We start from the raw sequence: 18,004 nt of genomic DNA on the forward strand, positions 1-18,004 counted from the left end.
CGGGACCGGGCGGGGTGGTTCAGGCGGCGACGGGGGCCGGCCGGCGCTCCGGGGCGGCCCCGCTCCCGGCGGCGGCAGCGGCGGCCGGCGCCTCGGCGTGCACGGCCCCGGCCGGCAGGTGCGGCTCCAGCCGGACCAGTGCGAGGGCGGCGCCCAGTGCGGCGACGGTGAGGACGGCCCAGGGCAGGCGGCCGTCGACGGCGAGCAGGGCGGTGAAGAGGGAGGGGGCGAGCGCACTGGCCAGCGAGTAGGACAGCTGGTAGGTGGCCAGGTAGCGGCCGCGGACGGCCTCGGGGGCGGCGGAGACCGACAGGGCGCCGCCGGAGGGGCTGTGCACCAGCTCGCCGAGGGTGTAGACGACGACGATGGCCAGCAGGGCGACCAGGGTCGCGGTCTGGCCGGGGCGCAGCGTGCCGAGCACGATCTGTCCGACGAAGGCGGCGGCGAAGAGCAGGGCGCCGAGGGCGGCCGAGCGGGTGCGGCGGGCGCCGGAGCGGCGGACCCGGCCCGCGATCAGCACGCCGATCCCGGCGCACAGGACGGTGTTGACGGTGAAGGCGGCTCCGGTGAGGGAGTCGGGGGCCGCCAGCCAGGTGGAGAGGTAGAGCGGGAAGAGGACGGAGAGGGCGGAGTAGCCCAGCGCGGTGAGGAAGTTGGCGGCGGTCAGGCCGAGGAAGGGGCGGTCGCGCAGGACCATCCGGTACCCGGCGGGGGCCCGCCCCGCGGAGCCGGCCGCGGCGTCGCGGACCGGGCGGACCCGGCTGACGAGGAGTCCGGCGAGGGCGAAGGCCAGGGAGTTGCCCCAGGCGGTGTACGTGAACCCGCCGGTCCCCCACAGCGCCAGCACCCCGGAGACGAGCAGGGCGCCCGCGCCCATCCCGGCGTTCTGCAGGGCCCGGGTGGAGGCCTGGAGCCGGTCGCGGGCGGCGCCCCGCGCCACCTCGCCGATCAGGGACTGCTGCACGACGCCGAAGGAGCGGTCGGCGAGCGCCGTGACGAGGGCGACGGCCGCGAAGGCGGGCAGGGAGCTCGCGAAGGGGTAGAGGGCGAAGCCGAGCGCCCGTATCCCGTAGAGCGCCAGGTTGACCTTCTTGGCGCCGAACCGGTCGACGGCCGAGCCGGCCAGCGGCATGAACGCCAGCCCGGTCAGTCCGGTGACGGTCATGACCAGGCCGACGAGGGTGAGGGAGAGGCCGGTGACGTGGTGGAAGAAGACCAGCGAGAACGGGACGTACATGCCGATCCCGACCGCGCTGATGCCGATGCCGAGGAGAAGCGACCGCTCCCCCGCGACCTTCGCCTCCCCGGTTGCGGCTGCCTTGCCCCTGAACACCGCCATGACGGCCCCTCCCCCAGATTCGGTTGCTGGTAAGTAGCTTACCGCTAAGCTACTTTTCGTCAAGCAACTTTCTTGCGAACGATCTCGGGGAAGCGGAATACTGCACTCATGAGTGACGACAAGGACGCCGTCGACGCGATCACGGCCCAGTGGTTCGCCGTGCGCCCCGACCTGGACACGGCCCCCATGGCCGTCTTCGGACGCATCTACCGGATCGCCAAGGCCATGGGCGACGCGATGGAAGAGCGCTACGCGCGCTTCGGCATCTCGCGCGGGGAGTTCGACGTCGTCGCCACCCTGCGCCGTTCGGGCGCCCCGTACACGCTCTCGCCCCGCCAGCTCTCGGCGACGCTCATGCTCACCACGGGCGGCATGACCGGGCGGCTGGACAAGCTGGAGAAGGCCGGGCTGCTCTGCCGCAAGCCCGATCCGCACGACCGGCGGGGGCTCCAGGTGACGATCACCGACCGCGGCCTCGCGCTCATCGACGAGGCGGTCGCCGCCGGCCTGGAGGTACAGCGCGACGCGCTGACCGGGCTGAGCGACGAGGAGGTCGACGTACTGACCGGCCTGCTCCGCAAGCTACTGGCCGGCATCTGAGGCGTGTGCCCTGTCCGCGGACACGACAAAGCGCCGGGAGTCGCCACACGGCCGAGGTGAATCGGCGGTGCGGACCCCCGGCGCCCGGAAAGTCCCGTGGTCCCGCCCCTGAGGGGCCGGACCTGATCAGGCCTGCTTCTGCGGCCTGTCCGACTTGTCGAGGACCATCACGAGACCCGCGATGACCAGGAACAGCACGATCGGCAGGGCCACGTACAGACCCAGCGTCTCGCCAATGCTCAGGCCCGGGCCCGGGTCGTCGCCGTCGTCGCGGGTCACCGCGAGCGCGGGAGACGTCATCAGCAGCATCATCAGCGTCGTTCCGGCCGTGACGGCGCCGGCGCGCAGAGCGTTCTTCTTGTCCACGGTGCAAACGTAGCGAACACCTAAACGGGGCGCGCGCCCGGGGGTGCCGTACGAGGCCGCACGCCCTCCGCCAGCGCCCCCAACAGCGCGTTCGCACGGGGCGAGGCGACCAGTTCCTCCAGCGTCAGCGGCCGCCCCGCGGCATCGGCGACCGGAAGCCGCCAATTGGGGTACTGGTCCCAGGTGCCGGGCAGGTTCTGCGGCCGCCGGTCCCCCACCGCGTCCGGCAGCCAGACGCCGACCAGCCGGGCCGGGGTGCGCAGCAGGAACTCGTACAGGGCCCGTACGGCGGCCTCCTCGTCCTTGGTCTCCAGGCCGAGCCCGTCCAGCAGTTCCAGCCACTCCGCGGTGTCGGCGGCGTCCTCGGCCCGTTCCTGCGCGGCCGGGCGGGTCAGCAGGCCGAGCCGGTCGCGCAGTTCCACATGCGCACCGGCGAGCTTGGCGGCCGTGGGCGGCAGGTCGTGCGTGGTGGCGGTGGCCAGGCAGTCGGCCCGCCAGGCCTGCGGCGGGAGCGGGAGCCCGGTGCCGGCCCAGTCCCGCTCGAACCAGAGCACCGAGGTGCCGAGCACCCCGCGCCGGGCCAGTTCCCGGCGGACCCGCGGCTCCACCGTCCCGAGGTCCTCGCCGATGACCAGGGCGCCGGCCCGGTGGGCTTCCAGGACCAGGATCGCCAGCATCGCCTCGCCGTCGTAGCCCACGTACGTGCCCTCGGCGGGCGCGGTCCCCTCCGGGATCCACCACAGCCGGAACAGGCCCATCACGTGGTCGATCCGCAGCGCGCCGGCGTAGCTGAACACCCCGCGCAGCAGTGACCGGAAGGGGGCGTAGGCGGTGGCGGCCAGCACGTCGGGGCGCCACGGCGGCAGCCCCCAGTCCTGGCCGCGCGCGTTGAAGGCGTCCGGCGGGGCGCCGACCGAGATGTGCTTGGCGTAGCAGGGCGAACCGAACACGTCGGAGCCCTGCGGGTGCACCCCGACCGCGAGGTCGTGCACGATGCCGACCGCCATGCCCGCCTCCCGGGCGGCCCGCTGGGCGGCGGCGAGCTGGCCGTCCGTCAGCCAGACCAGCCAGCGGTGGAAGTCGGCGCGCTCCTTCGGATCCTCCCCCGCGTGCCCGGCGCACCAGGCGGCGTGCACGTCCAGCGGTGCGCCCTGCTCGGCGCGGAACGCCCGGTAGGCGGCCTCGCGGCCGGGCGTGCGCGGGACGGCGTACAGCAGCTCGAGGGCCTGCCGCTTGAGGGCCCAGACGGCGTCCCGGTCGATGTGCGCGCCCTTCTCCAGCACCTCGCGGCGCAGCTGCGCGCCCTGCGCCGCCAGTTCGGCGAGGGCCTCGCGGTCGGGGCAGTCGGCGTACTCCGGGACGTCCTCGATCCGCAGGTGGACCGGGTCCGGGAAGCGGCGCGAGGAGGGCCGGTACGGGGAGGGGTCGGTCGGGGTGCCGGGTACGGCCGCGTGCAACGGGTTGACCTGGATGAAGCCGGCGCCGTGGGTGCGGCCGGCCCAGCGGGCGAGCGCCGCGAGGTCGCCGAGGTCGCCCATGCCCCAGGAGTGCTCGGAGAGCAGGGAGTAGAGCTGGACGAGCAGCCCGTGGGCCCGCTCGGGCGCGGCCGGGGCCCGCTCCGGGGCCACGACCAGGGTGGCCTCGGCGATCCGCCCGTCGGACGCCCGGGCGGTGAGCCGGTGGACGCCCAGGGGCAGTCCGGGGCCCCACGCGAGCTCCTCCCCCGTCTCCTCGGCCACCACGCGGACCCGGGTGTCCGGCGGGAGGGCGGCGGGCCGCGGCGGCACGGGCTCCCCCTGCCAGAGCACCACCGTCGGCGGCAGGAGCCGCCGGGCCGCCTCCCGTGACTCCTCCTCGGCGGACACCCGGATGCTCTCGGCGTCGTCCGTGACCACGCCGAGCAGGCCGAGGACGGCCTTGACGGTGGCCTCCGGCACCTGGACGGTGGCGTTCGCGGCGGGCTGGTAGGCGGTGGCGATGCCGTACAGGGCAGCGAGCCGGGCCAGGTGGTCGTCCATCAACGGGCGCTCCTTCGTGCGTGCGGGCATGAGGGTGAGTCAGAAGCGTGGTGCAGAAGGGCGGGACGCCGCGGGGGAACACGCCAGCCATACCCACTCGGAGGGACCGCATTCCTGGCACATCCGGGGCAGATCACCCACCCGCATTGACACCCCAGCCGCACGGGTGGTGGGCTCGGGCTCATTCGTGCGAGTGGGGGACGTCTCGGGACGGGGAGGCTCTGTGCAGCTCAGGGGCAGGAAACGGTCGACGGCCGCCGCCATCGCGGTGATCGGGTCGCTGCTCGGCGGCGCCGTGGCCGCCGCGCCGCCCGGCACCCTCACGGCGCCCTCCGCCCCGGACTCGCCGCCCCTCGCACCGGGCGGTGGCGGCGCCACGGCCGGCTCCGCGGTCGGCGCCAACGGCGCCGCCGGTCCCGTGCTCGACCCGGGCGCCGACACCCCCCGGACGGCGGCGGACGGGCCCGCCGTGTGGCCGCGGCCGCAGTCGATGACCGCCGATCCGGCGCGCGAGGTGGCGCTGGGCACGGAGGCCGTACTGGTGGCCCCGGCCGACACCGATCCGTACGCGCTCCAGGTGGTGCGCGACGCCCTGCGCAAGGCGGGCGTGAAGACCCTGCACGAGCCGGGCCCGGGGACGCCGGTGCCCGAGCGGGGCACCGTCATACGGCTCGACGACGCGGCTGCGGAGCAGGCGCTGCGGACCCTGGGCGCGACCGCCGCCACCGACCTGCCGGCCGGCGGCTACCGGCTGGCCGTGGGACGGCCCGGCGGACGGGACACGATCGCGCTGGCCGGCGTCGGCGAGGAGGGGCTCTTCCACGCGGCGCAGACGCTGCGCCAGCTGCTCGCGGCGGGCGGCGGGAAGGTGCCCGGGGTGCTGGTGCGGGACTGGCCGGCCGCGCCGGTGCGCGGGATCACCGAGGGCTTCTACGGGCAGCCGTGGACCGGCGAACAGCGCCTCGCCCAGGTGGACTTCATGGGCCGCACCAAGCAGAACCGGCTGCTGGTCGCGCCCGGGGACGACCCGTACCGGACGACGGGCTGGCGCACGGACTACCCGCAGGCGCAGCAGGAGGAGTTCCGCGCGCTGGCCGAACGGGCCCGCGCCAACCGGGTGGTCCTGGCCTGGGCGGTCACCCCCGGCCAGTCGATGTGCCTGTCCTCGGCCGCCGACCGGGCGGCGCTCGCGCGCAAGCTGGACTCGATGTGGGACCTCGGCTCCCGCGCCTTCCAGGTGCAGTTCCAGGACGTCAGCTACTCGGAATGGGGCTGCCGCGCGGACCGGGAGCGGTACGGGAAGGGCCCGACGGCGGCCGCGAAGGCGCACGCGGAGGTCGCCAACGAGCTGGCCGCGCACCTGGCCGCCCGGTATCCGGGCGCGCCCGCCCTGTCGCTGCTGCCGACGGAGTACTACCAGGAGGGCGCCACGTCCTACCGGACGGCCCTCGCGGGCGCGCTGGACAAGCGGGTGGAGGTGGCCTGGACGGGCGTCGGCGTGGTGCCGCGCACGATCACGGGCAGGGAACTGGCCGGGGCGCGCTCCGCCATGGGGCAGCAGCCCCTGATCACCATGGACAACTACCCGGTCAACGACTGGGATCCGGGCCGCATCTTCCTCGGCCCGTACGCGGGCCGCGATCCGGCGGTGGCGGGCGGCTCGGCGGCGCTGCTGGCCAACGCGATGCAGCAGCCCATCCTGTCGCGGATCCCGCTCTTCACGGCGGCGGACTTCGCCTGGAACCCGCGCGGCTACCGGGCCGGCGAGTCCTGGCAGGCGGCGGTCCGCGACCTTTCGGGCTCCGACCCGCGCGAGCGCGCGGCGGTGGCGGCGCTCGCCGGGAACAGCGCGTCGTCGGGGCTGAAGCAGGAGGAGTCGGCGTATCTGAAGCCGCTGGTCGAGCAGTTCTGGAAGGCCCGCGCCGCGGGCGATCCGGCGGCCGGGGCCGAGCTGCGCAAGGCGTTCACGGTCCTGCGCGAGGCCCCCGACCGGCTGCCGGCCCTGTCGGACGAGGCGGGACCCTGGCTGGAGCGGCTGGCGCGCTACGGAACGGCCGGCGAACTGGCCGTGGACGTCCTCCAGGCGCAGGCGCGCGGGGACGGGGCCGCCGCCTGGCAGGCGTCCCTGGCCCTGGCCGAGGTCCGCGAGGCGCTGGCGGAACCGGGGACGGCCCGGGTGGACGAGGCCGTCCTGGAGCCCTTCCTGAAGCGGGCGGTGGCGGAGGCGGACGCCTGGACCGGAGCCGCCCGCACCACGGGCACGGTGACGAAGGAGCCGGAGTCCTGGACGGTACGGCTGGACTCCGCGCGCCCGGTGTCGGCGGTGACGGTGATGACGGAGCCGTTCCCGGCGGGGGCGCGGGGCGCGGCGGTGGAGGTGCACGTACCGGGCGAGGGCTGGCGCAAGGTCGCCGACGCCGCGGCCTCCGGCTGGACCCAGGTGGACACGGCCGGACTGAGCGCGGACGCGGTACGGCTGTCCTGGGCCGGAACGGGCACCGCGCCCGCGGTGCACCGGGTGGTGCCGTGGTTCGGGGACGGCCCGCGGGCCCGCTTCGAGCTGGCGGACGGGGCCGCGGCCGACGCCGAGATCGGCGGCGCCCCGCGGCGGGTCTCGGCGCAGCTGTCCGCGCCGGGCCCCGCGGAGGTCCGCGGGGCGCTGTCGGCGCGGCCGCCGGCGGGCATCGAGGTGCGCCTCCCGGGGCTCGCGGTGGTGCCGCGCGGCGGGCAGGTGTCGATCCCGCTGGAGGTCGTGGTGGCGCCGGGCACCGCGCCCGGCACCTACGAGGTCCCGGTGACCTTCGACGGCGAGACCCGGACCCTGACGGTACGGGCCGTGCCCCGTACCGGCGGCCCGGACCTGCTGCGCACCGCGCGGGCCACCTCCTCGGCGGACGAGACCCGCGACTTCCCGGCCTCGGCGGCCGTGGACGGCTCCGCGACCACCCGCTGGTCCTCACCGCCGGTGGACGGCGCCTGGTGGGCGGCGCACCTGCCCGCCCCGGCCCGGATCGGCCGGCTGGAGCTGCACTGGCAGGACGCGTACCCGTCCGCCTACCGGGTGGAGACCTCCGCGGACGGGATCACCTGGCGCCCGGCGGTCACGGTCGCGGCCTCCGGGGGCGGCCGCGAATCCCTGCGCCTGGACGCGCCCGACACCCGCTTCCTCCGCATCACGTGCGACCGCCGCGCCACCCGCTACGGCTGCTCCCTCTGGTCGGCGGAGGCGTACGCGGTCACGCCGTAGCGCCAGCCGAGCGGGGGCGCACCCGCCGGCGGGGCTGAATTTCAGCCCCGCCGGCGTTTGAGGCGGGGAGCCCCGGCTGCGGACCCGCGGGTTACGACGCCGCGACCCCGATGCGCTCCAGCGCGTCCTCGGCCCCGTACGGCTGGAGGTACGGCATCCAGCGGGGATCCCGGTGCCCCGTCCCGATGATCCGCCAGGCCAGCCCGGAAGGAGGCGCCGGCTGGTGGCGCAGGCGCCAGCCCAGCTCCAGCAGGTGCCGGTCGGCCTTGACGTGGTTGCAGCGCCGGCACGCGGCGACGACGTTGTCCCAGGCGTGCTGTCCGCCCCGGCTGCGCGGGATGACGTGGTCGACGCTGGTGGCGACGGCGCCGCAGTACATGCAGCGGCCGCCGTCCCGCGCGAACAGGGCGCGCCGGGTGAGTGGAACGGGCCCCCGGTAGGGGACCCGCACGAAGCGCTTGAGCCGTACCACGCTGGGAGCGGGGACGACCCTCGTCGCGCTGTGCAGATAGGCGCCGGATTCTTCCAGGGAGACCGCTTTGTTCTCCAGGACGAGGACGAGCGCGCGGCGGAGCGGTACGACGCCGAGGGGCTCGTACGACGCATTGAGGACCAGGACGTGCGGCACGGACTGCCTCCTTGTACGTCGGCGGCGCGTGGCTCGCGCCGGGACGATCTGCTCTCCAGTCTCTCCTTACGGCTGGTCGAAGCGCCACCACGCGCCCGTAACGGGTCCGAGGTGTTTTCAACCACAGTCAGTCATCCCCAGGTGAGTCTGGTCTCTCCCTCGAACACGGCACCAAGGTGAAGGGATTGCCCCGTTAGTGTGGTTGGTCTGCCCCACAACCCGTTCCGCGGGCAGACCGCTACACCTGGAGGTTCCCGTCGTGCCCTGGCCCGCCGCTCTGCTGCCGTTGGCAGCCGACGTTCCGGACGCGCCCGCCTCGGTCAAGGAGGCGCAGGCCAGCGTCACCGAGGCCGCGAGCTTCATCGAGCAGAACTGGGCCACCTGGCTGAGCATCGGCCTGCGGATCCTGCTGATCGTGGTGATCGCGGCGGTCATACGCTCGGCGGTCCGCAAGGCGCTGACCAAGCTCATAACCCGGATGAACACCAGCGCCGAGGCGGTCGAGGGCACGGCGCTCGGCGGGCTGCTGGTCAACGCGGAGCGGCGGCGCCAGCGTTCGGAGGCGATCGGCTCGGTCCTGCGTTCGGTGGCCTCGTTCCTGATCCTCGGCACGGCCGCGCTGATGGTCCTGGCCGCGCTGAAGATCGACCTGGCCCCGCTCCTGGCGAGTGCCGGTGTGGCCGGTGTGGCCATCGGTTTCGGCGCCCGGAACCTGGTCACGGACTTCCTGTCCGGCGTCTTCATGATCATGGAGGACCAGTACGGCGTCGGCGACAAGATCGACGCGGGCGTGGCCTCGGGCGAGGTCATAGAGGTCGGGCTGCGCGTGACCAAGCTGCGCGGGGACAACGGCGAGATCTGGTACGTGCGCAACGGCGAGATCAAGCGCATCGGCAACCTCAGCCAGGGCTGGGCGACCGCGGGCGTGGACGTCCAGGTCAAGCCCTCGGAGAACCTGACGCGGATCCGCGAGGTGGTCCAGCAGGTCGCCGACACCCTGGCGAAGGAGTCCCCGTGGGACGAGCGCCTGTGGGGTCCGGTGGAGGTCCTCGGTCTGGACGAGGTGCTGCTCGCCTCGATGACGGTGAAGGTGTCGGCGAAGACCATGCCGGGCCAGCAGTTCGCCGTGGAGCGGGAGCTGCGCTGGCGGATCAAGGAGGCCTTCGACGCCGCGGGCATCCGGATCATCGGCGGCCTGCCGGCCGGGGACGAGGAGGACGAGGCCGCGGCGGACCCGTCGGCCTCCGTCGCCGCCCCGTCCGCCCTGGCGAACCCGGCCTCCCCGCAGTCGCTGGCCACGGCTCCGATCCCGCCGCCGGCGGGCCCGCGGATCACCAAGTAGCCGCAACGCCCCCGCCGCATCCCCGCTGCCCCGCAGGTCATTCGCGAATGACCTGCGGGGCAGCGGCATTGACACGGATCAAACGGTGATAGGAAACTTACCTAACAGATCGCCTCGGTGAGGGAGAGACCGCTCCATGCCCGCAGCCACGCCCGGAACGCCCAGTCTGCTGCGCGCCATGAACGACAGGGCCGCGCTCGAACTCCTGCTGACGCACGGCCCTCTCTCGCGGACCCGCATCGGGCACCTGACCGGACTGTCCAAACCCACCGCCTCCCAGCTGCTGGCCCGCCTGGAAGCGGCCGGACTCGTCCTGGCCACCGGCACCGACGGCGGCCGCCCCGGCCCCAGCGCACAGCTGTACTCGCTCAACCCCCGGGCCGCGTACGTCGGCGGGCTCGACGTCACCCCGGGGCGCGTGCTGGCGGCCGTCGCCGACCTCACCGGCACGGTCATCGCCTCCCACGAGGTCCCGTACACCGAGGGCGCCCAGGCCGTGGACCAGGTGACCGAGGCCCTCGGCGGCGCCGTCAAGGCCGCCGGGCTGCACCGCTCCGACCTGCACCGGGTGGTCATCGCCACCCCCGGCGCCTTCGACCCGCAGACCGGCCGGCTGCGCTACGCCAGCCACCTGCCCGGCTGGCACTCCCCCACCCTGCTCGACGACCTGGCGGCGGCGCTGCCGATGCCCGTGGAGTACGAGAACGACGTCAACCTCGCCGCCGTCGCCGAACAGCGCCTCGGCGCGGCCCGCGGCCACGAGGACTTCGTCCTGCTCTGGAACGAGGAGGGCCTCGGCGCCGCCCTGGTGCTCGGCGGCCGGCTGCACCGCGGCTGGACCGGCGGCGCGGGCGAGGTGGGCTTCCTGCCCGTGCCCGGCCGCCCCCTGGTCCGGCAGGTCACCCGGGCCAACTCCGGCGGCTACCAGGATCTGGCGGGCGTGGAGGGACTGCCCCGGCTCGCCGCGGAACTGGGCGTGGCCGCGCCCGGGCCCGCCGCCGGCACCCCGCACGGACCGGACACCGCGCACAGCCCGGAGGTCGCCGCCGCCGTCGCCCTGCTCGGGCAGGCCGCGGCCGCGCCCGAGGGCGCGCACCTGAGCTTCCTCCAGGCGTACGCCACCGCGCTCGCCACCGGTCTGGCCTCGCTCGTCGCCGTCCTGGACCCGGAGATCGTGGTCCTGTCCGGGGCCGCGATCAGCGCGGGCGGCGAACCGCTGCGCGCGCTGCTGGAGGCCGAGCTCGCCGAACTGGCCCCCTCCCGGCCCCGGCTGGTCCCCGGCGAGGTACGGGAACGGCCGGTCCTGCACGGCGCGCTGGAGAGCGCGCTGGCCGCCACCCGCGACGAAGTGTTCGACACCTCCCGCTGAACCGCCCCACCGGCCCCGAACGGTCCCCACCGGAAGTTTCGTCTCCCGCAGAGAGCGAGCCCCGCCATGCCCAGAACCGGACGCCTGACCACCGCAGCAGCCCTCCTCGTCGCGATATCCGCACTCGCCACGGCCTGTACGGGCCAAGGCGCCGACACCGCCTCCGACGACCCGAAGGCGGACGTCACCCTCAACTTCTGGCACGGCTGGTCCGCACCGAGCGAGGCCAAGGCGATCGAGGACAACATCGCCCGCTTCCAGCAGGCGCACCCCAACATCAAGGTCAAGGTCACCGGCAACATGACCGACGACAAGATCAACCAGGCCCTGCGGGCGGGCGGGGACAAGGCCCCCGACGTGGTGTCCTCCTTCACCACCGACAGCGTCGGCAAGTTCTGCAACTCCCGCGCCTTCGCCGACCTCAACCCCTTCCTGCGGAAGTCCGGGGTCGACAAGACGAAGGTCTTCCCCAAGACCCTGCTGGAGTACACCCAGTTCGACGGCAACCAGTGCACGCTGCCGCTGCTGCACGACGCGTACGGCCTCGTCTACAACAAGACCGCCTTTGCGGCCGCCGGCATCACCGAACCCCCCAGGACGTGGAGCCAGTTCACCGAGGTCGCACAGAAACTGACCAAACCCAAGGGGGACTCGTACGAGCAGGTCGGCCTGATGCCCACCTTCCACGGCTACGAGACCAAGCCGACGCGGCTCGCGGCGCAGTGGGGCGCCACGTACTTCGGCGCCGACGGCAAGTCCAACCTGGCCGGGGACCCGGCCTTCGCCAAGATGCTGACCGCCCAGAAGGACCTGGTGGACAAGCTCGGCGGCTACGAGAAGCTGGAGAGGTTCCGCAACACCTTCGGTGACGAGTGGAGCGCCGAGCACCCCTTCCACCTGGGGCTGGTCGCGATGCAGATCGACGGCGAATGGCGGGCCCCGATGGCCGGGGAGGCCGGGGTCGCGTTCGAGATCGGCACCGCGCCGCTGCCCGTCCCGGACGAGCAGGCCGCCGACTACGGCAAGGGCTACCTCTCGGGCACGATCATGGGCATCGCCGCCGGCAGCAAGAAGCAGAACGCCGCCTGGGAACTGGTCAAGTACATGACCACCGACACCGAGGCGGTCGTGGCCTTCGCCAACGCCATCCACAACGTGCCCTCCACCCTGGCGGCCCTGGAGTCCCCGAACCTCCAGGTGACCCCGGAGTTCAAGACCTTCCTCGACATCGCCCGGCACCCGAAGTCCAGCACCACCCCGGCCCAGGCCGACGGCGGCACCTACCAGCTGACCTTCGAGGACTTCGCGTACGGGGTCGAGAAGGGCGACGTGGCCGACATCCCGGCCGGTCTCGCCAAGGCCGACCAGCAGATCGACACGGACATCGCGAAGGCGAAGTAGCCCCGGATGACCACCCCCACCCTGCGGTCGAAGCGCCGCCGCTCCGCCCTGCGCACCGCGGCTTTCATGTCCCCCTGGCTCATCGGGTTCGCCGTCTTCTTCGCCTACCCGCTGCTGTCCACCCTGTACTTCTCCTTCACCAAGTACGACGGCTTCCGGCCGCCCGCCTTCAACGGCACGGACAACTGGAGCTACGTCTTCACCGACTATCCGCTCTTCTGGCCGGCGATGCGCAACACCCTGTGGCTCGTGCTGGTGATGGTGACCTGCCGAGTCGTCTTCGGCCTCGGCGTCGGCCTGCTCGTCACGAAGATCAAGACGGGGGTCGGGATCTTCCGGACCCTGTTCTACCTGCCCTACCTGGCCCCGCCCGTCGCCGCCACCCTGGCCTTCGTCTTCCTGCTCAACCCCGGCACCGGCCCCGCCAACACCCTGCTGGACGCCATGGGACTGCCCACCCCGGGCTGGTTCACCGACGCCGACTGGTCCAAGCCCGCGCTCACCGCCCTCGCCCTGTGGGGGGTGGGCGACCTGATGGTCATCTTCATGGCCGCGCTGCTCGACGTACCGAAGGAGCAGTACGAGGCCGCCGAGCTGGACGGAGCCGGGGCCTGGGCGCGGTTCCGGCACATCACCCTGCCCAACATCTCGCCGATCATCGCCTTCGCCGTGGTCACCGGCGTCATCCAGGCCATGCAGTACTACGCCCAGCCGCTGGTCGCGGGAAAGGTCGCGGCGGGGGTGATCGGCGGCTCCGGCCAGCAGTTCGAGCCGGGCTACCCCGACAAGTCCACCCTGACCCTGCCGCAGCTCGTCTACAACCTCGGCTTCCAGCGCTTCGACTACGGCACGGCGTGTGTCGTCGCGCTCGTCCTGTTCGCCCTCTCCATGGCCTTCACCGCGCTCCTGATGCGGCGCCGTGGCGGACTGATCGGAGCCGGCGAGTGAACGCGCACGGACGCAAGGCCGTACTGCACTGGATCGCCGTCCACGCGCTCGGCGTGGCCGCGGCCCTCTTCTTCGTCCTCCCCTTCGTCTTCCTCCTGCTCACCTCCCTGATGGGCGACCGCCAGGCACTGACCCGCGACCTGTGGCCCGATACCTGGGAATGGGACAACTACGCCACGGTGTGGAACACGCCCGGCTTCCTGACCTGGTGGCGCAACACCCTGTTGTACGCCGGGCTCGGCACCCTGTTGACCGTGGTCTCCTCCGTGCCCGTCGCCTACGCCCTCGCCAAGTTCCGCTTCCGCTGGCGACGGCTCTCGCTGCTGCTCGTGATCGCCATGATGATGCTGCCGCCGCAGGTGGTCGTCATCCCCATGTACCTCTTCTGGGCCAAACAGCTCGACCTGTCCGGCACCCTGTGGCCGCTGATCGTCCCGATGGCCTTCGGCGACGCCTTCTCCATCTTCCTGCTCCGCCAGTTCCTGCTGACCATCCCCGACGAGTACCTGGACGCGGCCCGCGTCGACGGCTGCGGCGAGGTCCGCACCCTGCTGCGCGTGGTCCTCCCGATGGCCAGACCGGGGATCGCCGCCGTCGCCCTGTTCCAGTTCTTCTACGCCTGGAACGACTACTTCGGCCCGCAGATCTACGCCTCCGACAACCCGGCCGCCTGGACCCTCAGTTACGGCCTGGAGTCCTTCAAGGGCGCGCACCACACGAACTGGAACCTGACCATGGCCGCGACCGTGCTGGTCATGGCCCCGGTGATCGTCCTCTTCTTCCTCGCCCAGAAGGCGTTCGTCGAGGGAGTCACCCTGACCGGCGTGAAAGGCTGACGGCAATGAAACTCGCAGTGGTGGGCGGCGGTTCCACCTACACCCCCGAACTGATCGACGGCTTCGCACGGCTGCGCGACACCCTGCCGGTCACCGAACTCGTCCTGATCGACCCGGCCACCGACCGGCTCGAACTCATCGGCGGCCTGGCCCGGCGCATCCTCGCCCGGCAGGGGCACCCGGGCCGGGTGACCACCACCGCCGACCTCGACGCGGGGGTCGACGGGGCCGACGCCGTCCTGCTCCAGCTGCGCATCGGCGGACAGGCCGCCCGGCTCCAGGACGAGACCTGGCCCCTGGAGTGCGGCTGCGTCGGGCAGGAGACCACCGGCGCGGGCGGCCTCGCCAAGGCACTGCGCACGGTCCCGGTGGTCCTCGACATCGCCGAACGGGTCCGCCGGGCCAACCCGGACGCGTGGATCATCGACTTCACCAACCCGGTGGGGATCGTCACCCGCGCCCTCCTGCGGGCCGGACACAAGGCCGTCGGGCTGTGCAACGTCGCCATCGGCCTCCAGCGCAAGTTCGCGACCCTGCTGGACCTGGCCCCCGGCGACATCCACCTGGACCACGTGGGCCTCAACCACCTCACCTGGGAACTGGGCGTGCGCCGCGGCGGCCCGGACGGCGAGGACCTGCTGCCGCGGCTGCTCGCCGCGCACGGGGAGGCGATCGCCGGGGACCTCCGCCTGCCGCGGGCGGTGCTGGACCGGCTCGGCGTCGTGCCCTCGTACTACCTGCGCTACTTCTACGCCCACGACGAGGTCGTACGGGAGCTGGGCACGAAGCCCTCGCGGGCCGCCGAGGTCGCCGCGATGGAGCGGGAACTGCTCGCCCTGTACGCGGACCCCGCGCTGGACGAGAAGCCGGCGCTGCTCGCCAAGCGGGGCGGCGCCTTCTACTCGGAGGCCGCCGTGGACCTGGCGGCCTCGCTGCTGGGCGACGGCGGCCCGGCCCTCCAGGTCGTCAACACGTACAACAACGGCACGCTGCCCTTCCTCCCCGACGACGCGGTCGTCGAGGTGCAGGCGCGCGTCGACGCCTCGGGCCCGCGCCCGCTGGCGGCCCCGCGGCTGGACCCGCTCTACGCCGGGCTGGTCTCGCACGTGAGCGCGTACGAGGACCTCGCACTGGACGCGGCCCTGCGCGGCGGGCGCGAGCGGGTCTTCAAGGCCCTGCTCGCGCACCCGCTGGTCGGCCAGTACGACCTGGCCGAGGGGCTGACCGACCGCCTCCTCGCGCACAACAAGGAGCACCTGGCATGGGCGTGAGCCTCTGTTCCGTCCTGGCGATCGACGCGGGCAACAGCAAGACGGACGTGGCCCTGATCGGCCCGGACGGCTCGGTGCTGTGCTCCGGGCAGGCCGGGGGCTTCCAGCCGTCCCGTACGGGGGTGTCCGCGGCCGTCGACGTACTGGCCGAGGCGATGGCCGACGCCGGGCTGGACCACCGGGAGCAACGCGGCCTCGGGCCCTGCGCCGAACACGTGTCGGCCTGCCTGGCCAACGCGGACTTCCCGCTGGAGGAGCGGCAGCTGGCGCGCGAGATCAAGCGTCGCGACTGGGGGCGCGTGACGGAGGTGCACAACGACACCTTCGCCCTGCTGCGCGCCGGCCTGCCCGTGGGCGCCGAACCGCGCGGCGTCGCGGTGGTGTGCGGGGCCGGCATCAACTGCGTCGGGATGACCCCGGACGGGCGGACCGCGCGCTTCCCCGCGATCGGACGGATCTCCGGCGACTGGGGCGGCGGGGGCGGACTGGCCGAGGAGGCCCTGTGGTGCGCGGCCCGGGCCGAGGACGGGCGGGGCGAGCCGACGGAACTGGCCCGGGCCCTGCCCGCGCACCTGGGCCACGACTCGATGGCCGCGCTGATCGAAGCGCTTCACCTGGGCCGGATCCCGGCGGGGCGGCGCCACGAACTGACCCCGGTGCTGTTCGCGGTGGCCGCCGCCGGGGACCCGGTCGCCCTGTCCCTGGTGCGCCGGCAGGCGGACGAGATCGCGGCCATGGCCTCGGTGGCACTGGGCCGCCTGGGCCTGCTGCACGAGGAGGTGCCGGTGGTCCTGGGCGGCGGCGTCCTGGCGGCCCGGCACCCGCAGCTGAACGACCGGATCGCGGAGCGCCTCGCCGAACGCGCCCCGCACGCCCGGATCCACGTGGTCACGGCCCCCCCGGTCCTGGGCGCCGGCCTCCTGGGCCTCGACGCCCTCGGCTCCCCACCCCCCGCCTACGGAAAACTCCGTGCCCATTTCGGGTGAACCCGCCCCGGAAGGCCGCCGGTCTGGAACCGTGGCGCACGTGCACGCGTATTGACGGTGAAGGGGTGACGGAGGGCGCCCACGGGGATGGATCGTCCCGGATGCAGCACCGGGTGCTGTGGTCGACCGGCACTACGTCCATACTGCTGCGCAGGGGGTGCCTCCCGCCGTTGGCCGGGGGACGACAGGACCGAGGGGGAGGTCACGGTGGCGATCACATCACGCGCGCCCGCGCCCGGGGGCGGTGTTGCCGTGCCGCCCGCCGGGGCGTCGGCTCCGCCGCCCGACGGGCCGCCCGGGCGGAGCACCGCCTGGGCCGAGGGCGTGGAGCGGCTGCGCGAGGCGGCGACCACCGAGCCGGGCCGGCTGCGGATCATCGGCGCCGCACTGGCCGCCCTGATCGTGCTGTTCGGCACGGTGAGCGTGTGGGAGATCTCCGAGCGGACCACCGCCGCCGACGACGTGGTGGGCCGCAGCCAGCCGCTGAGCGCGGACGCGGCGAGCATCTACCGCTCGCTCGCGGACGCCGACACGACTTCCTCCAGCGGCTTCCTCCTGGGCGCCCAGGAGCCGCGCGAGGTCCGTCAGCGGTACGAGAGGGACATCGCCAACGCCTCCAAGCTGCTGGTGAGCGCGGCCGCCAACACGGGCGGCAACGAGGACTCACGCGAGCAGATCGCCCTGCTGAGCGAGCAGTTGCCGCGCTACACCGGCCTGATCGAGCAGGCCCGGGCCACCAACCGGCAGGGGCTGCCGCTGGGCGGCGCCTACCTCCGGTACGCCAACGAGCAGATGACCACCCAGCTGCTGCCCGCCGCGCAGCGGCTGTACGAGGCGGAGACCGGCCGGCTCTACGACGACTACGACGACGCCCGGTCCTGGCCGCTGGCCTCGCTCGGCGCGGGCCTGCTCGCGGTCGCCGGCCTGGTGTGGGCGCAGCGGCGCAACTACCGGCACACGAACCGGGTCTTCAACCACGGGCTGCTGGCCGCGACGGCCGCGTCGGTGGTGGTGCTGCTGTGGCTGGCCGTGGGCCACACGGTGGCGCGGTCCTCGCTGAGTGAAGCGCGGGCGGACGGGCAGGAGTCGATGAAGGTGCTCAACGACGCGCGGATCGCCTCCTTGCAGGCGCGGGCCGGTGAGAACCTGACCCTGATCGCGCGGGGCGCCGTACTGGCGGAGGACAAGAAGTCCGACAAGTACGACGTGGACTTCACGAACAACATGAACCAGTTGGACGCCGGGCTGGCGACCGCGCTGCGGCTGGCCGACGACGAGGCCGGCCGGAGCCCGGTGAGCCGTGCCGTGGACGGCGTGGAGCAGTGGAAGCAGCGGCACACGGCGGCCAGGGAGGCGGACTTGAAGGGCGACTACGAAGCCGCGCTGCCCCAGGTCGTCGGGGACGAGAAGCACAAGGAGAGCAGCGGGGCCGCCTTCGACACGGTGGACGCCTCCCTGGACCAGGCCGTGGCGCACGAGCAGCGGGAGTTCACCCGGGCCGCGCGGGACGGGCTCGGTGCGCTGGGCGGTCTGGTGACGGGCGCGGCGGCCCTGGTGGTCATCGGCGCGGCGGCGGCGGTGCTCGGTATCGGGCGCAGGCTTTCGGAGTACAGGTGAAGGCGATGCGGATACGAGCGGGGCGGGCCGCCGAAG

14 protein-coding genes are annotated in these 18,004 nt (G+C 73.6%); 10 read left to right on the forward strand and 4 right to left on the reverse strand.

Annotated features, from left to right (window positions below; genetic code table 11):
- Window positions 1-19 precede the first annotated feature (19 nt).
- Entirely contained in the window at window positions 20-1,339 is a 1,320-nt protein-coding gene (locus tag AB0D29_RS07700; protein ID WP_362852646.1) for an MFS transporter, read from the reverse strand.
- 108 nt (window positions 1,340-1,447) lie between these two features.
- Here AB0D29_RS07700 and AB0D29_RS07705 point away from each other — a divergent pair, with 108 nt between their 5' ends.
- Entirely contained in the window at window positions 1,448-1,939 is a 492-nt protein-coding gene (locus AB0D29_RS07705; RefSeq protein WP_362852647.1) for a MarR family transcriptional regulator, read from the forward strand.
- Window positions 1,940-2,065: 126 nt separating this feature from the next.
- Here the strand turns inward: AB0D29_RS07705 and AB0D29_RS07710 are convergent, their stop codons facing one another.
- Together AB0D29_RS07710 and AB0D29_RS07715 are read right to left on the reverse strand one after the other, a co-directional pair.
- Window positions 2,066-2,305, reverse strand: coding sequence for a hypothetical protein (locus AB0D29_RS07710; protein WP_351597372.1), 240 nt, complete (start codon window positions 2,303-2,305; stop codon window positions 2,066-2,068).
- Between the two features lie 20 nt (window positions 2,306-2,325).
- Entirely contained in the window at window positions 2,326-4,353 is a 2,028-nt protein-coding gene (locus AB0D29_RS07715; RefSeq protein WP_362852648.1) for a 4-alpha-glucanotransferase, read from the reverse strand.
- Window positions 4,354-4,546: 193 nt separating this feature from the next.
- Between AB0D29_RS07715 and AB0D29_RS07720 the strand changes: the two genes are divergently transcribed.
- Window positions 4,547-7,570, forward strand: a complete 3,024-nt coding sequence (locus AB0D29_RS07720; protein WP_362852649.1) for a beta-N-acetylglucosaminidase domain-containing protein — start codon at window positions 4,547-4,549, stop codon at window positions 7,568-7,570.
- A 91-nt stretch (window positions 7,571-7,661) separates the two neighbouring features.
- On the opposite strand, the gene AB0D29_RS07725 is transcribed toward AB0D29_RS07720, so the two are convergent.
- Window positions 7,662-8,198: an HNH endonuclease gene (locus tag AB0D29_RS07725; RefSeq protein WP_189737015.1), complete on the reverse strand. Its 537-nt coding sequence runs from the start codon at window positions 8,196-8,198 to the stop codon at window positions 7,662-7,664.
- Between the two features lie 259 nt (window positions 8,199-8,457).
- Here AB0D29_RS07725 and AB0D29_RS07730 point away from each other — a divergent pair, with 259 nt between their 5' ends.
- The 8 genes from AB0D29_RS07730 (at window position 8,458) to AB0D29_RS07765 (ending at window position 17,968) form a co-directional block, all read left to right on the forward strand.
- Window positions 8,458-9,540, forward strand: coding sequence for a mechanosensitive ion channel family protein (locus AB0D29_RS07730; protein ID WP_362852650.1), 1,083 nt, complete (start codon window positions 8,458-8,460; stop codon window positions 9,538-9,540).
- 136 nt (window positions 9,541-9,676) lie between these two features.
- Window positions 9,677-10,909, forward strand: coding sequence for an ROK family transcriptional regulator (locus tag AB0D29_RS07735; protein WP_362852651.1), 1,233 nt, complete (start codon window positions 9,677-9,679; stop codon window positions 10,907-10,909).
- 66 nt (window positions 10,910-10,975) lie between these two features.
- The gene (locus tag AB0D29_RS07740; RefSeq protein WP_362852652.1) at window positions 10,976-12,310 is read left to right on the forward strand and encodes an ABC transporter substrate-binding protein; all 1,335 of its coding nucleotides are present in this window, start codon (window positions 10,976-10,978) and stop codon (window positions 12,308-12,310) included.
- 6 nt (window positions 12,311-12,316) lie between these two features.
- On the forward strand, window positions 12,317-13,258 hold the full coding sequence (locus AB0D29_RS07745) for a sugar ABC transporter permease (protein ID WP_362852653.1): 942 nt from the start codon (window positions 12,317-12,319) through the stop codon (window positions 13,256-13,258).
- Window positions 13,255-14,094, forward strand: coding sequence for a carbohydrate ABC transporter permease (locus AB0D29_RS07750; protein ID WP_362852654.1), 840 nt, complete (start codon window positions 13,255-13,257; stop codon window positions 14,092-14,094). The genes AB0D29_RS07745 and AB0D29_RS07750 overlap by 4 nt, the downstream gene beginning before the upstream one ends.
- A 5-nt stretch (window positions 14,095-14,099) precedes the next feature.
- On the forward strand, window positions 14,100-15,365 hold the full coding sequence (locus tag AB0D29_RS07755) for a 6-phospho-beta-glucosidase (protein ID WP_362852655.1): 1,266 nt from the start codon (window positions 14,100-14,102) through the stop codon (window positions 15,363-15,365).
- Window positions 15,356-16,351 (forward strand): BadF/BadG/BcrA/BcrD ATPase family protein, encoded by a 996-nt coding sequence (locus tag AB0D29_RS07760; protein WP_362852656.1) that lies wholly within the window; start codon window positions 15,356-15,358, stop codon window positions 16,349-16,351. The genes AB0D29_RS07755 and AB0D29_RS07760 overlap by 10 nt, the downstream gene beginning before the upstream one ends.
- Window positions 16,352-16,675: 324 nt before the next feature.
- On the forward strand, window positions 16,676-17,968 hold the full coding sequence (locus AB0D29_RS07765; protein WP_362852813.1) for a hypothetical protein: 1,293 nt from the start codon (window positions 16,676-16,678) through the stop codon (window positions 17,966-17,968).
- Window positions 17,969-18,004 lie beyond the last annotated feature (36 nt).

Origin of the sequence: Streptomyces sp. NPDC048424, from assembly GCF_040651555.1 — a bacterium.
Classification (GTDB): Bacteria; Actinomycetota; Actinomycetes; order Streptomycetales; family Streptomycetaceae; genus Streptomyces.

Bases quoted from the DNA above. Each gene is read 5' to 3' on its own strand.
- AB0D29_RS07715 (WP_362852648.1), bottom strand. From the start codon at position 4,353: ATGCCCGCACGCACGAAGGAGCGCCCGTTGATGGACGACCACCTGGCC.
- AB0D29_RS07755 (WP_362852655.1), top strand. From the start codon at position 14,100: ATGAAACTCGCAGTGGTGGGCGGCGGTTCCACCTACACCCCCGAACTG.
- AB0D29_RS07735 (WP_362852651.1), top strand. From the start codon at position 9,677: ATGCCCGCAGCCACGCCCGGAACGCCCAGTCTGCTGCGCGCCATGAAC.
- AB0D29_RS07760 (WP_362852656.1), top strand. From the start codon at position 15,356: ATGGGCGTGAGCCTCTGTTCCGTCCTGGCGATCGACGCGGGCAACAGC.
- AB0D29_RS07745 (WP_362852653.1), top strand. From the start codon at position 12,317: ATGACCACCCCCACCCTGCGGTCGAAGCGCCGCCGCTCCGCCCTGCGC.
- AB0D29_RS07705 (WP_362852647.1), top strand. From the start codon at position 1,448: ATGAGTGACGACAAGGACGCCGTCGACGCGATCACGGCCCAGTGGTTC.
- AB0D29_RS07700 (WP_362852646.1), bottom strand. From the start codon at position 1,339: ATGGCGGTGTTCAGGGGCAAGGCAGCCGCAACCGGGGAGGCGAAGGTC.
- AB0D29_RS07740 (WP_362852652.1), top strand. From the start codon at position 10,976: ATGCCCAGAACCGGACGCCTGACCACCGCAGCAGCCCTCCTCGTCGCG.